At 70.8% G+C, this 13720-nt stretch carries 14 protein-coding genes and 1 pseudogene; 6 read left to right on the forward strand and 9 right to left on the reverse strand.

Annotated features, from left to right (window positions below; genetic code table 11):
- The first annotated feature begins 315 nt into the window (after positions 1 to 315).
- On the forward strand, positions 316 to 756 hold the full coding sequence (locus B4N89_RS46930; protein WP_078982819.1) for a hypothetical protein: 441 nt from the start codon (positions 316 to 318) through the stop codon (positions 754 to 756).
- Positions 757 to 1329: 573 nt separating this feature from the next.
- Here B4N89_RS46930 and B4N89_RS46935 read toward each other — a convergent pair.
- The 4 genes from B4N89_RS46935 to B4N89_RS46950 all read right to left on the reverse strand — a co-directional run bounded on the left by B4N89_RS46935 (position 1330) and on the right by B4N89_RS46950 (position 3867).
- Positions 1330 to 1779 (reverse strand): tetratricopeptide repeat protein, encoded by a 450-nt coding sequence (locus tag B4N89_RS46935; protein WP_078982820.1) that lies wholly within the window; start codon positions 1777 to 1779, stop codon positions 1330 to 1332.
- Positions 1780 to 1869: 90 nt separating this feature from the next.
- Positions 1870 to 2835: an ATP-binding protein gene (locus B4N89_RS46940; protein WP_143658493.1), complete on the reverse strand. Its 966-nt coding sequence runs from the start codon at positions 2833 to 2835 to the stop codon at positions 1870 to 1872.
- A 98-nt stretch (positions 2836 to 2933) separates the two neighbouring features.
- Positions 2934 to 3233, reverse strand: coding sequence for a hypothetical protein (locus B4N89_RS46945; protein ID WP_143658495.1), 300 nt, complete (start codon positions 3231 to 3233; stop codon positions 2934 to 2936).
- A 325-nt stretch (positions 3234 to 3558) separates the two neighbouring features.
- Positions 3559 to 3867, reverse strand: coding sequence for a hypothetical protein (locus tag B4N89_RS46950; RefSeq protein WP_143658497.1), 309 nt, complete (start codon positions 3865 to 3867; stop codon positions 3559 to 3561).
- Between the two features lie 1030 nt (positions 3868 to 4897).
- Here B4N89_RS46950 and B4N89_RS46955 point away from each other — a divergent pair.
- The 3 genes from B4N89_RS46955 to B4N89_RS46965 all read left to right on the forward strand — a co-directional run bounded on the left by B4N89_RS46955 (position 4898) and on the right by B4N89_RS46965 (position 6487).
- Complete coding sequence (locus B4N89_RS46955) at positions 4898 to 5089, forward strand: hypothetical protein (RefSeq protein WP_078982824.1); 192 nt, start codon at positions 4898 to 4900, stop codon at positions 5087 to 5089.
- Positions 5090 to 5219: 130 nt separating this feature from the next.
- A complete protein-coding gene (locus tag B4N89_RS46960; protein WP_235619403.1) occupies positions 5220 to 5897 on the forward strand; it encodes a hypothetical protein in 678 nt (225 codons plus the stop codon).
- Positions 5898 to 6067: 170 nt separating this feature from the next.
- Positions 6068 to 6487, forward strand: a complete 420-nt coding sequence (locus B4N89_RS46965; RefSeq protein WP_078982826.1) for a hypothetical protein — start codon at positions 6068 to 6070, stop codon at positions 6485 to 6487.
- A gap of 953 nt (positions 6488 to 7440) precedes the next feature.
- On the opposite strand, the gene B4N89_RS46970 is transcribed toward B4N89_RS46965, so the two are convergent.
- Positions 7441 to 8634 (reverse strand): barstar family protein, encoded by a 1194-nt coding sequence (locus B4N89_RS46970; RefSeq protein ID WP_078982827.1) that lies wholly within the window; start codon positions 8632 to 8634, stop codon positions 7441 to 7443.
- 229 nt (positions 8635 to 8863) lie between these two features.
- On the opposite strand from B4N89_RS46970, the gene B4N89_RS50540 reads away from it, so the two are divergent.
- The gene (locus B4N89_RS50540) at positions 8864 to 9022 is read left to right on the forward strand and encodes a hypothetical protein (protein WP_161501085.1); all 159 of its coding nucleotides are present in this window, start codon (positions 8864 to 8866) and stop codon (positions 9020 to 9022) included.
- 233 nt (positions 9023 to 9255) lie between these two features.
- Here B4N89_RS50540 and B4N89_RS50545 read toward each other — a convergent pair whose 3' ends face one another.
- The 4 genes and pseudogenes from B4N89_RS50545 to B4N89_RS46985 all read right to left on the reverse strand — a co-directional run bounded on the left by B4N89_RS50545 (position 9256) and on the right by B4N89_RS46985 (position 12169).
- Positions 9256 to 9426, reverse strand: coding sequence for a hypothetical protein (locus tag B4N89_RS50545; RefSeq protein WP_161501086.1), 171 nt, complete (start codon positions 9424 to 9426; stop codon positions 9256 to 9258).
- Positions 9427 to 10091: 665 nt separating this feature from the next.
- Positions 10092 to 10217 carry a hypothetical protein gene (locus B4N89_RS52925; RefSeq protein WP_268812624.1) on the reverse strand — a complete coding sequence of 42 codons (126 nt, stop codon included), beginning with the start codon at positions 10215 to 10217 and terminating at the stop codon, positions 10092 to 10094.
- A 29-nt stretch (positions 10218 to 10246) separates the two neighbouring features.
- A pseudogene (locus B4N89_RS46980) lies at positions 10247 to 10573 on the reverse strand (DUF5954 family protein); the annotation flags it as partial.
- Between the two features lie 105 nt (positions 10574 to 10678).
- Complete coding sequence (locus tag B4N89_RS46985; RefSeq protein WP_078982830.1) at positions 10679 to 12169, reverse strand: MFS transporter; 1491 nt, start codon at positions 12167 to 12169, stop codon at positions 10679 to 10681.
- A 230-nt stretch (positions 12170 to 12399) separates the two neighbouring features.
- Here B4N89_RS46985 and B4N89_RS46990 point away from each other — a divergent pair, with 230 nt between their 5' ends.
- Positions 12400 to 12723: an ArsR/SmtB family transcription factor gene (locus B4N89_RS46990; protein WP_078982831.1), complete on the forward strand. Its 324-nt coding sequence runs from the start codon at positions 12400 to 12402 to the stop codon at positions 12721 to 12723.
- Positions 12724 to 13720: the final 997 nt, after the last annotated feature.

The following is a 13720-nucleotide window of genomic DNA, read 5'->3' on the forward strand; positions in this document are numbered from 1 at the left end:
TGCATCCGACGCGACTTGCGCCATCTCCGAATGCGAGTGGATCCGCAGGTGGTCGCTCAACCGAAGAACCGGGTGCCGCCCCTTGCCCTGTGGCCCGGGTATGCCGTCGTTGTCATGTGCAGTGCCCCGGTGGTGCGACTGACCGATGATCCGACCGTGCCGACCTGCCGGCGTCCGGCAGGCGATCTCGACCGGTGGTGGGGCACATGCCCGGCGCACGAAGGAGTGAATGTTCGGGCGAGTCCGCCACCCGCCCGGGCCCGTGGTCCCTAACGTCGCCTTCGTCTTGTTCAACCCAAGGAAACCGAGGCAAACATGGCCACCGATCACGTGATCGTTCACGGCGAGCGCGGCTGCAAGGGCAAGAAGCAGATCCTGGAGCCCGGCGCCTACGACACGAGCGCCCTGGACGACGACGACTTCATCAGCTCGGTCACCATCCCGAAGGGATGGACGGTGACGCTGTACGAGGACGCCAAGTTCGCCGGCCGCAGCAGGACTCTCACCGAGGCGGGTGACGTCGGCGACGACTTCGACAACATCACGTCCTCCCTGACCGTCTCCAGCCCCGACAAGGAGACGATCGTCAAGGTCGGCGACAGCCACAAGGACGGCAAGGGCAGCCCGATCACCATCGAGCAGAACGACATCGACGTCGACGCCAAGACCCTCCTCAAGCTGACCCAGAAGTTCCCCCCGAGGTACGAACAGGTCATGGTCCTCAGCTTCACCATGACGCCCGACCTGCCCGAGTAGACGGCCCGGACCGCTCTCCCGAGCCCCGCCGGTCCTCCCGGTGGGGCTCTCGGCCCTCTCCAGCGCCGCCTCAAGGCTTGTCTTCCCTGCCCTGATCGAGGTCGGCAACTCCGGGCTAGCGTTCCGAACTTCGGCCGCCGGTGGACTCCTGCCGAGGTCACTCTGGCGCCCGCAGCACGGGCGGACCCGAGAACTTGACCTATCCGCCACAGAGAGCCACTTACCACTGCGTGGCAGCTTCGAGAGGACGGCCGCCTCGACGGCTGCACCGGCGCCGCGGCCCGTCCCACCCGTCGAACGAACGGCCTTCCGGTTCGGGGGGAGCCGTCGAACTCGCGCCGGGCACCCGTGGGACCGCCGGACTCCGGACAGGTTGACACCGGCCCGTCGCCGAATACCGCAAAGTACGAATACGTGCCCGTTACCAGCTGTTCGAGCCGATCTGGACCCGGCGGACGTGGAGCCGTAAGACGCACCGTCACCACGGCCTCCCATTGCTCGGGACGTCGCCCTGGGTGGCCTGTTCGAGCTTGGACCGCTGTAACCACCCGGCGGGTGGCCGTCATCGGCGTGCTACGTGGACCGCGCCCGTTCCAGGCCGACTCGCACCGCGGCAATCAACGGATGACCGGGGCTGAGGACCCGCTCGGCGTCGGCGAGGGTGCGTTCGTACAAGGGGATTGCCCGCCCGAGATCTCCTGCCGACTCGTACGTGCCGGCGAGGTTGTTGCGGGAGTCCAGCGTGTCGGGGTGGTCAGGCCCCGACGCCCGCTCGCGGGCGGTCACGGCGCGTTGGAAGCCGAGGACGGCGGGGGCGAGTCCTCCTTGCCACTGTCGGTAGCTGGCCGCGCGGTCGAGGGCGCGGGCGGTGTGGGCCGTGTCGTGGTCGGGGGCGTGCCGGCGGGTGAGGGCATCGACGTGCGGGAGGAGGGTTCGGCAGGTGGGCAGGTTCGCGGGGTGTTTGGCATCGGTGGGGAAGGCGATGGCGAGGAGTGCGGCGGCGCTGTCGCGGGCGTGGGCGATGTCGTCGGGTCGACGGCGTGGGGTCGGGGGTGCGGGCGTGGGTCTGGACGAGGCGGTGGACGGTCAGGGTGCCGTCTCGGTTGTCGGTGATCATGCTGTAGGCGACGAGTCGGCCGATCGCGGCGGCCAGGTCGGGGGTGCTCCAAGGGGGCGAGGAGAGTGCGGGGGATGTGGTCGGGGGGCGTACCAGGCCAGGATCCGCAGCAGTTCCCCGGCGAAGGGGGTGTCGGCGAGGCGGTCCAGGGTCAGGTTCCAGATCCGGGCGACGGTGCGTCGGGAGTCACCGTTCGTGGCGGCGGCGGCGAACATCGCGGCGGGCCATCGGTCGAGCATGTCGAGGTAGGCGCGCGGTGCGGTGCCGGTCTGCGCGCAGTACGCGGCGGCCTGTTCCACCGCCAGCGCCAGGTGCCCGGGTTCCGCGCACACCGCGGCGGCCCCCTCGACCTCGCGCGGCCCTTGGTGGGTGAGGATCCGGGTGAACAGGTCGAGGGCATCGGCCGATTCCAGAACGCCCAGTCGGATGGTGGTGGCGTGGCGGTGCCAGCCGGTCGCGCGACGGGTGGTGACCAGGACCCGGCCCCGTCCTCCGACCCCGTCGAGCAGCAGGTCGATGTGGGCGGGGTCCTCGACGTTGTCCAGCACGAGCAGCCAGTCGTCGTGTCCGGCGAGCCACGCGAGGGCACGCTGGGTCTGCAACTCGGCGGGCAGTCCGACCAGCCCGGGGTGCAGGGCCCGCGCGAGCGCGCTCAATCCCGCGTCGACCTTCGTCGGATCCTCGGCGGTGATCCACCACCGCACCTGCTCGTCCCGGGTCGCGGCCCAGTGGGCGGCGAGCGCGGACTTGCCGACCCCGCCCAGCCCGTGCACCGCGTGCACGACGACCTCACCGGCTCCGGCGAACGCCGCCTTCAGGGCGCCCAGTTCGCCGGCGCGGCCCACGAACGGCACGATGCGGCGAATGTTCGACACCCCCGCACGGGCGGCGTCGTCGGGGATCGGCGCGTACGCTTCCGGGGGCAGCGCGAACTCGGCGCGGATCGCCACCGGGTTGACCATGTCGCGCTCCGCCGCTTTGGACCCCGCCGTCGCCGAGACGCCCGGCGCCGCGGTGGGGGCGTCGGCGTCGGCGGCCCGCCTGCGGCGGCGCCACCGTGTCACGAGCTGCGGTGCGCGCTCGGATCGGTCATGTCCCCGCCCGCGGCGTTCGACCCGCCCAACGTGGACACACCCCGCCCCGGAACCCTGGGCGAACCCGACCCCGAGCCGGTGTCACGCGCCGAGGGATTGCGCATGTCCCCGCCCGCCGCGTTCGACCCACTGTCCGCGAACACCGTCGGTGACCCGGAGCGCAGCCACGCCGTCACCGACGCCCACGTCGACACGACACCCGCGACCGCCCCCATCACACTGCCCACGGCGGCCGCCATGTCGAGATCGGCGACCAACGGCAACACGACCAACCCCACCGCAGCCGCCACACGACGACCGCCACAACCACCAGACACGCCTTCCGCCAACCCGTCACGCACCCATCGTCGGACCACAGGCATGACCAAGTCTCGGGAAGAGGCGACACGGGCGACGAACAGGTACCGGGACCGCGCTCCGGCGATTCGACACAGACATCGACCGGGCGACCGTCGTCCGGCGACACCACCGACCGGCATCGACCATCAGCGAGCCGGCCAACAGCGTCGACATCGGGGGGCATCCTCAACCGGAGATGGCAGGGGCGTCCGCGCTCGTAGCCGGGGCTTGGGAGGATGCGCCGCAGGGCGATCAGTGGGCGCAGGAACTCGAGCGACTCCCGTTGAGTACGTGGCGCAACGCCACGAGGTGGTCGCGTGCGTTGAGCCAGGTGACCCTCGTGTGCTCGTGCACGAGAGTGTGTACCGGGGCCAGTTGGTCCTCGCGACCCGATGTCGCGATCTCCTCGAGTTCGCGACCGGCGACCGCTCCGGCGATCGGCCCCGACGGACACCAGCGCCCACTGTTCGTCGGCGTGGCGCAGGCCCTGGCCTTGCAGTCGGCGGGTGTGTCGGCGGCGGTGATCGTCGACTTCTTGACGGGCATCGGTGGCATCGGCACCCGGTCAACGTAGCGAGGCCGCGCAACATCATTTCGGGGTGTGGCGTGCGTTGTTCGGCCCGCGGGGTGCGCCGGTGGTGTCCGGGTGCGCAGCGGTGGCTATACGTCCGGGATCCCGGTGGCCGCGCGCAGGGTGCCCTGGGAGAACAGGACGTCCGCGGGGGTGCCGTCGGGTGGAACGGCGAGGACGGCGACCTCCACCAGCGTGCGTTCGACGCGGGCCCAGCGCGGTTGTGCCCCCGGCAGGCGCGATACCTTGGCGTTCGCGTCGTAGAGGATGTGGCGGCCGGGGGCTTGGCGGGCGTCGGTGACGTCGCCGCCGGGTGCGGTTCGCCCCGCAGGCCGTACGCCTCCTTGCCGGCGACGACCGCGAACCCCCGCCGCTCGACTGGGCCACGTTGGCGAACGAGCGCTCGGCCACCGAACCGATCGAGCCGCAGGGGTGGTGGAACCCCCGATGGGAGGCGGCGGTCGCAGTGGCCCTGGCCCACGCGGTGGCGGCATCCGAGAGCGATCCCGTGACCGTGCCCGACGGTCTGCTCACCGAGACCTTCGGCCGCTCGGGCCACCCGCAGACGGGCGAGGCATGGCAGTCGCCCGCCCCCGTCGCCACTGTGCCCCTGGCCGCCGAGGTGTGGATGTACCCGGCCTTCGACCAGGACCGTCACGACCGCCGCCACCAGTGCGACCGCCTGCCCATCCCGGCGGTCAGGCATCCGAGGGTGCTACCTGGAGCAGTCAGCCCAGGACGCCCGTCCGCAACGGCCGGGTCGAGTTCGGGAAGCCGCAACGGCTTCATCTGGGTCCTCCCCGCAATGGGGCGGACGGCCCCTTGCACAGTCGGAGAGCGCAACGCTCCCCTACTCGGCAAGCGTTACCTGATCTCTCGCAGATCACAACGAACACACCGCGATGGTGTGGCGCAGCCTCGGGCCCTGCGCCTTGACAGGTCACCTGTCGTCGTTGGGGTCCTGCTTCCGTGCCGGCCTCCTCGCACAGGTGACTCCGTACACCGTCGAGAAAACACGTGATGTCGTCCGTTCTCGGGGAGATTGCTTCCGCGTCCCCGTGGCTCGTGCTGTTCCTGTTGTTCATCCTGGTGGTGGCCCTGGTCGCCTCCATGGCCCTGTGCCTGCGCGGCACCCGGGCGGTGGAGCGGCCGGCGATCATCCGCGCGCTCGCCGACCTGGTGCGCGCCCTACGGGGCGGTGCTCGCCGCTGACCCGGCTCGTCGGAGGCCGACTCGCCCCGCCGGTGGCGAGCCGGCCTCGGCTGTTCAGCCGATGGGCTTGAGCTTTAACCGTGCGCTCTCGAGGGGCGCGCGGGCTGATGACATAGGTGAGAATCGTGGGGTGCAGGCCACCAGCGCGCTCGCGAGCGGCGATGAGATACGCGCCTATTTGAAGGGCCAGGTGAACCTGGCCCTTCGCCGTCCTGGTATGTACGGGGACGAAGTGGCGTTGCGGCTTCTGGTGGACCACTTGTTGTTCGCGGAGGGCCGGCCCGACGCGTGGACCGGGCAGCAGCGCCATTGGGAGGAACGCGGGGCCTGGACCTCGCGGGGAATCGCGGGGGCCTTCGGCGACCTCCTTCCGGGGAACTGCCGTTCGTACTCCGTGGCCGCGATCTACGCGGAGTTCGCGCACCGTCGTGGCTGGCTCGTCCCCGACCGCGTCCTCACGACGGACGAGTACGACGTGCTGCGCGGCACCGTGCGCCGCTGGGCGTCCCGAGATCGCGTGTGGGCGGACGTCGTCACCGAGTTCGGCATCCCGTCGGTACTGTTCGGCGGAACCAACCCGCTGTATGGCAAGGCACTCGGCTACGTGAGCGCAGACCCCGGGGAGCCACCGGTGGTCTTCCATCTGTGGAACGGCAGCGCTCCGGGGGCTGCGTCATCGTGGCCACCCGACCTCACGGAACCCCTCCTGCTCGCGGTGCGCTGCGACGACGCCCCCTTTCGAGAATCCTTCACCTTCACCCCCGCCGGCCGGCGACTACGCCCCCAGAGCACCGAACCGATCCCCTGACCGCCGTCGAGTCCCGCGACACCGGTGGAAGTCATCGGCGTACCACGGGCGTTCCGGAACCGCCGCAGAACCCTCTGGGCACGACAGCCGACAGCGTCCACCAGCAGTGACGTCCCGCGCACGACGGATCAAGCCCGAAGAAGGTTGGAACCCAAGGCGAGACAACGCAGGTGAACCGATCGATCGGCGGGGAGCGGTACCCGTGGAGCGTCGGCGCGGCCAACCGGCAGGGGGACCTGTGGCCGGAGACCCAGGTGACCGCCTATCACGGAGGCACCGGGAGGCTGTGCGGCGTCGCGGTCAGCGCGCGTCGCGGCCCGGAGGTCACCTGGGACGGCATCGATCTGGTCGGAGGCGTGCCCTCCGCGGTGGAGGAGCAACTCAGGACCCGCGCGACGTCGCACGGCATCGTGGACTTCCGCTACTCGCCGGACGGCCTCGCTCTGGAGCAGTTCGGCATCGTGATGAGGGTCCAACGAACTGGCGACATCCTGCTGACCCGGCCGGTGTTCGTGGCGCGCGAATGGGCACCAATGGCCGGAGACGCCTCGTTGGGGCCGATGGCGAAGCACGAGTGGCGACGGGGCTGAACGCGCAACGGGCAATCGTAATATGGCAGTTCGCCGAAGACGCCGAGCGTGAGGATCTCTCGGCCGATGAGGACGAGAGCGTCGGGCGACGGCTCGCGCGGCTCGACGGCCAGGGCTCGTGGCCCGCGGCCGTGGGTGGGCGTACGACGGCGGCAGACGGTTCGAATCCGGGGCGTCCGGGCCATCACCCACGGGGGGCGACATCCGTTCGAACACCGACATGGCGGTTCCCGCGGATGAATGACGAGAGCACGCTCCGGATTGAAACCCCCCACCACTCACGGCGGCCGACGTCACCGCGCAAGTCCATGGTTCGGCCCGGACGCATCCCGTCGGGCGACAACCTGGTGGCGATCCCTCGACTACCTGCACGACGGCGCGGCCCCACTGCGGCGATTCGGGCGAGCGCCGCGCAGCAGGAGGAGCTGATCCAACGCATGCAGCAGGGAATCCGCGGCGCGGGTGACGTCGAAATCGAGGATTCGATCCGGGTGTTCGACCACGGTTCAAGCCGCCTGGCAGGCCTGGTCGACCGCGCGCGAGCGTGCGGCGCCGGCCTCCCTGGAACGGCACGAGGCACCTCCTCGCGGGGGGACGGGAACCACGTTCGACGCTTCGGTGTCGAACCTCGACGACCTCCGCGAGGACGATGGACGAGATCGCCGAGCTGCAGGCCCGCGACACCAGGGGGAGCAGTTGGACGCCGACGAACAGGCGGGCGTTGCGGGATGATCGAGCCGCCGGCCGACGGGTGGGCTCGTGACTCCGGACCGCGTCTTGCGGGGTGTCGTCGGCAGCGCCGCCCGCAGCGCCCGAGACTGTGATGCGTCCATCGGGCGGATTGTCACCGAGCCCGGATGTCACCTCAGCGGAGGAGGACTCGGCCGCCGCCTCGCCGCCCACGGCGTCCCAAACCGCCCCGCTCGGGCTGCCGCCCTCGTCCAACGCCTCCCTCACTGGAGCACGACGGTGACGCCGCGCTCGCGCAGGAGGTTCACGGTCTCCTCGAAGTACGACACGCCACCGAGGTGGTGCAGGATGTGTCCGGCGAGGGCGTGGCGGGCGATGTCGGCGTGGTGCCAGACGAGGGTGAACGGGGAGACGACGGAGGGCCCGCCGCCCAGGTAGTCGGCCACCGAGTCCAGGCATGTCCCGTAGTTGGCGCCGGGGCCGAGCAGGGCTTCGCCGAGTGCCAGGAGCAGGCCGGTCCGGTCCGTGACGTGCTGTCCGTCCAGCTGGTATGTCCCGCCGGAGAGGCCCTCTGGCCAGTACGGGCCAATGCGGGTGAGGCGCAGCCACTCGGACCGGCCCTTGGCGTCGAACTGTGCCCACTGGTTGGGCAGGGTGGGAACGCCGTCGGACCAGGTCTCCCACACTGGGCGGGCGGCCAGGGTGGGGCGGTCGTCACCGGGGTCGGTGATGGTGACGTCGATCAGGGTTCCTCCGAGGACGGATGGGCGTACCTCGACGATGTGCAGGTCGAGGCGGTACCCGGTCATCGTCCGGCCATGGCGGTCGAGAGGCCGGAGCGTGATCGGGTCGCCCTTCTGCGGAAGGGGACGGCGCAGCAGGGCGAGAAGCGGTGCGGCGGGTTCGCAGCCGATCAGGTGCACGGGCTGGGTGGGTCGCTGCGGGCGCGGGGTGATCAGGCCGTCAATGGAACGGCAACTGTCCGATGGGCTGTCCCCCTGGATCGAGGGGAACCACAGGTCGAACCGCGGACTCGAAGGCAGCCGTTGGCTGCCCCAGTAGTCGTCCCGCCTGACGCCGGTGCCCACGACGATGTCCACGCGTCGGGGATCGCCCGGGGTGGGCCACTGGGCCAGGACAGCCGTGTCCTCCAGGTCCCAGAAGCGGGCCGGCCCGTCGTTGGAGGGATCCACAGGCTCGATCGAGAGCATTCCGTCCCCCAGCAGCCGCACCGGTTCGGTGCGGACCGCCACGGCCTGGACCAGCAGGCTCTCGCGCGGGCAGCCGCGCAGCGTCAGGACCTCTCGCGGCAGCGGAGGCGGATCCATGAACAGGCCCTCGACCTCTGCACACCGCCCCCACAGCACGTCCCCCTCCTCACCGTGGATGTCCTCCCGCACCAGGAGATACCGGACCGGGAAGTCCGGCTCCCACCCGGCATGTTCCTCGGACCGCACGCTTCTCCCCTGCTACCAGGCTGTCTTGGCGCGCCAACCCTACGGCTCGCCGACGCTGAAGCCCTCCGAAATCGGGTGCTCGGAATGACTCCCCCCGCCAGTCGACGCGGCCGGCTGGGACGCGAAGACCCGCGAGCGGTACGCCAACGACCTCGACGACGAGCGGTCCCTGGCGGCCGTCCACGACAGCGTCAACCAGAGCAAGGCCGACCGCGACCCCGCCGAATGGATGCCACCCGCCGCATCCGCCACCCGCCGCTACCTCACCGACCGGGTCGTCGTGAAAACCAGGTGGGGCCTGGACGTGGACACCGCCGAACGCGCCGCCCTCGACCGCATCCTCGCCCGCCGCGACGACACCGCCACCACCGTCACCCATGCCCGGTAGCAACCGCGACGGACATGGCTGCGGGCGGTCGGGCCGGGCTTCGCCCGCGGATCCCGCGGCAACGAGGCCCCACGGTCGCGGGACGTGTTCGACGACCCGACCGCCCCGGCAGCGAAGGCGTGCACCGGCCGCGGCGGGTCCCGGAGGCGTCGGGCTCGTTCGAACTGCTGCGGACCCTCGTCCTCGCCCAGGCGCCGTGAGGTTCGCCGGTCACCAACAGCGCCGGTCCTCGGCTACGGAAGCTTCTCGATCGACGGCACACCTGGGAATCCGGCGGCCACCTCGGTCGGCAGGGAAGGCGACGCCCAGCAGCGCCTCCAGACGCCCCAGGCGGGATCCTCCTTCGGGCCGACCGCCCCGAGATCGAGCAGGCGCACCTCCGCTTCGAAACCCAGCACCGGCACCCCCGTAACCTCGGGCGCTCGCACAGAACGCATTCGTCATGGCTTGGGTTTCCCAGCCCGGCAGCGCGCTGACCACTGATCGACTGGGCTTGATCGCACCCGCCGCCAAGCCTGTTCAAGCGCGGACCCTGACGACGTGTTCCTCCCCCGGCCGATCAGCAAGCACCGGCTGCAGCGCACCACTGGGCAGCCGCCTTCGTTGCCGTCACGAAATTTCCGCCACAGCCACTTTCAAAGATCGCCATCAGAACCGACCGTCCGCCGGAGAAAACATCCACCGAACACCTCGTCCGCGACCGTCCACGGCCCCCGGATGCGCGCCGCGTGCTCCGAGAGGGTTCTCCACGAGCCCTTGGCCGTCGCGGCGGAGCGCCCGCGTTCAGGCCGCGGTTCGTCGCGCGGCGCCGAGGCGGCGCAATGCGTCGTCGAGTCCGGCCTGGGTGTGGTCGAGCCAGGTGGTGGTGATGTCGGTGTCTGCGCGGGGGGTGGTCGGGGTCGCGGTGCAGGCGGGGTGGTTCGTCGTGATGGGCGGCGCGGGCGTGGGTGATGGCGTGTCCGGCTCGCGCGGCGGCGGCGAGTTCCTCGCCGGCCGTGTCCAGGTACGCGCGGGTGGCGGGGTCGGTGACCTTCGCCAGACTCGCCGGGTCCGTCAAAGCGGAGCAAGCTCAGGGGGTCAACGCCGGGGGCAGGCCCGGAAGTTGTGCCAGGTGTGCGAGGGCCGTGCTCTCCATCAGGGCCAGGGAGTACGTCAGTCGTCCGAGTTTCGACAGACAGGTGTCATCGGGAAACATGCGGGCCATTGTGCGAAACCGGTTCGACGTCACCGACGCTTTCGGTCCTCGTACCGCGATGCGACCATCCCGGCGGGCGGGTACTCGTCCGTTGCGTGCCAGACGTCCGAGGGGCGGGGCGGTTCGGGACCGTCGGGGCCCACGCGGAGCATGCGGGAGATTCGGACCACGAGCAGATGCCGGTCCTGGGCGCGCAGTTCGTTCGTTCGGGCGGCCGCGCGGAATTCGACGGCGACGCGGGCGTAGGCGGCGCGGGCGTTTTCGTCGAGGTCGTGGAGCATGGGCCACCACTGTGTGAGGGCGAAGTGCAGGCTGCGGCGGACGCCGTGCGCGGTGGCGAAGCCGCCCGATTCCGGCGTCCATCGATCGCGAACCGGCGCGCGTCAAGCGCGTCCTCGCCGAGGCGGACACCCCACCCCCGTCCTGGCGGGGCGGAGAGCAGGCGCCGTGTCGAATATCGGTCAGCGGACACTCGGGAACTTTCCGGTTTCGTCCTCAAGCGCCGGACGGGCTGCGATGGGGGTCGTGGTGATGGAGTGGCGGCGTAGCGCCAGGGTGGCCAGGAGGCCGATGGCCATGCCCGCGGCGGTGAGCAGGACGACCACGAACTCGCCGTCGGCGGTGGCGATTCGCAGTGCGGCGCCGTTCTTTCCGTCGGTGCCGATGTCGGCGATCGCGGTGAACGCTGCGAGGCCGATCGCGTTGCCGAGGTTGAGGGTGGTGGAGGCGATCCCGTTGGCGACGCCCTGCTCGGCGGGTGCGGTCCCGGTGGCCGCCGCGATCCACATGGCGGTCCAGACGATGCCCTGCCCGATGCCGGAGACCACGAGTCCGGGTACGAGCAGGCCGTAGCCGGCGCCCTCGTCGAAGCCGACGGCCAGTGCGGCGGTACCGATCACGCCGATCACGAAGCCGATGATCAGCGTGCGGCGATTGCCGAACCGGGTGGCCAGGCGCTCGCCGAGTTGGGTGCCGGCGGCGATGGCGACCGAGGGGATCAGGAAGGCGAGCCCGGTCTCCAGCGCGCTGTAGCCGTGCACGCTTTGCAACAACACGGTGAGGAAGTACGGCAGTACACCGAAAGTGGCCATGTAGATGAACGTGATGCCCATCCCGACGGTGAGGCTGCGATTGCGGAACAACCGGAACGGCATCAGCGGGTCCCGCGTGCGCGCCTCGACGGCGGCGAACACCGCGAGCAGCAGCACGGCCAGGACGAACGCGCCGATCACCAACGGGTCGCCCCAGCCCAGTTCGGGCCCCTCGACCAGGGCGGCGACCAGGAGGGTGGAGCCGCCGGTGACGCCGAGCGCGCCGGGCAGGTCGAACCGACGGCGGACGCCCCGGGCCGGATCGCGGGGAATGACGAACAGCGCCGCGAGCGCGGCCAGTGCGGCGAGGGGGACGTTGACGAAGAACACCGCGGGCCAGCCGAAGTGCTCGGTCAGCACGCCGCCGAGAAGGGCGCCGATGGTCAGCCCGCTCGCGCCCGCGCCGCCCCAGACCGCCAGGGCTCGATTGCGCTTCGGGCCCTCCTCGAACAGGGTGTTGATCAGGGACAGGGTGGCCGGCAGCAGCAGCGCGCCGCCGATGCCCTGAATCGCGCGCGCCACGATGATCGTGCCGGAGTCGGGCGCGAGGCCGCCCGCCAGCGAGGACAGCGCGTAGACGAGCAGGGCCGCCACGAAGGTTCGGCGTCGGCCGAGCAGGTCCGCGGCGCGCCCGCCGACCAGCAGGAAGCCACCGGCGAAGACGACGTACGCGCTGACCACCAACTGCTGGGTCTGGCCGGGGAAGCCGAGATCATCGCCGATCTCGGGCAACGCGACGAACACGATGTTGAGGTCGAGGGCGTAGATCAACTGTGCGAGGGCCAACAACGCCAGCGTCCAGCCGAGGCGTCGCCGGCCGGCGGCCGCCCTCGGCGGTGTCGGCGTGGAGAAAGTGGACATGCCAATACGCCCCTTCGTGAATCGCGTGGGTCGGGTCACGGGATGGTTCCGGCACTCGGCGGGCGAGTCACCCAACCGCAACCAAGCGTACGAATGATTGCGTACAGTCGGACCATAGGGCAAGCCCGTCCCCCCGGGAACCGCCGCCACGGGCTCACCCGTGACCACAACAGCGCAGGTCATCCCGCCTGTTCGAATAGATTGTCCGAATGTCGCGGTACAGTGGGAGTATGAGTTACCGTCACCCCAACCGCGATCAGATCCGGATCGAGAGCGTCCTGTCGGCGCTCGGCAACCCGCTGCGGCTCGGCGCGGTTCGGGTGCTCGACGCGGGCGGGGAACACAACTGCGGCAGCGTGCTCGCTGTGCTGGGCGTGACCGCGAAGTCGACCATGACGCACCACTGGCGTGTGTTGCGGGACAGCGGCGTGATCACTCAGGAGCCCTCCGGTCGGGAGAACCTGCTCTCGCTGCGCCGCGCCGACCTCGACGCCCGCTACCCGGGCCTGCTCGACGCGATCCTGAGCGGCGCCCGCACCGACGCCGACGGCTGAAAGGCCCGCGAGGCTGAGGGTCCTACTGCGTCGGGGCCGGTGCCGATAGCGCCGGATCGGCGAAACGAACGCCGAGCTTCGGTGACGACGCGGGGGTGTCGCCGCCACCATGGGTCGGGGCCGGACAACCGGTGGAACCGGTCGAGTGCTTGGCCGTCGCCGACGACGGTCGCGGCCTCGTTCCGGTCGTCCACAGCTTCGATCAGTGGGCTGCGCACCGCTGCGGTGCGCCATCAGGCCATGCCGTGGCGGAACGCCCCCGCGAACGATTCCACCGGGGCGGCCTCCTCCGCGAATCTCCAGGTCGTCTCGCACATCACCGACGTCTTGTTCACGCAGGGCGGACCAATCCGGTTGCCTCGCTCACCGACCGCCCGGCGGTCGTCGACGACGTCGGGACGACACGCTCGCCGCGCACACGTCTGGGCGTCGACATGATCGGTCGCCGGCACCGACGGCCTGGGACCGCCCGACGTCACCCCGGAGAGCTTTCGGGCCATCGGGTTCGGAAATCGGGTGCTCACCGGCGAACTGAGCCGGGACGACGTGGTGGCGCCGTGTCGGGCGCGGCCGACCCTGCCGGACTCGAAGGGCCGGCCGGTCGACGTGCTCGCCTGCGGCACCTGCGGGCCGAACCCACGAGCGCCCGAGCCGTGTTGTGGCGCGCCTTCCTCGCCCGTTCCGCCCACAGCACGCAGGACACCCCCTTTGACCTGTGGATCACGCTGTTCGATCCGGCCGCACCGCTCCCGACGCCGCGCGGGATCAACTCCCCCCACCCGACGTGCGCCGCGCCGGAACCGGTGGCGTTCCGCCGGACGCCCCGTTCGGCGCGACGCAAAGCTTCGGTTCGATCCCGATCCACGGCTGCGACGAGGACATGGGCTGGTTCGACCTGACGCTCACCGACCGCGATCCGAAGGAGGCCGCCGGGACACCCGCCGAGGTGCGGCACGGGTCGAGTGTCGTCACGGCGGTCGAGCCGACCCCCGCCGGG

The organism is Embleya scabrispora (genome assembly GCF_002024165.1).
GTDB classification, from domain to species: domain Bacteria; phylum Actinomycetota; class Actinomycetes; order Streptomycetales; family Streptomycetaceae; genus Embleya; species Embleya scabrispora_A.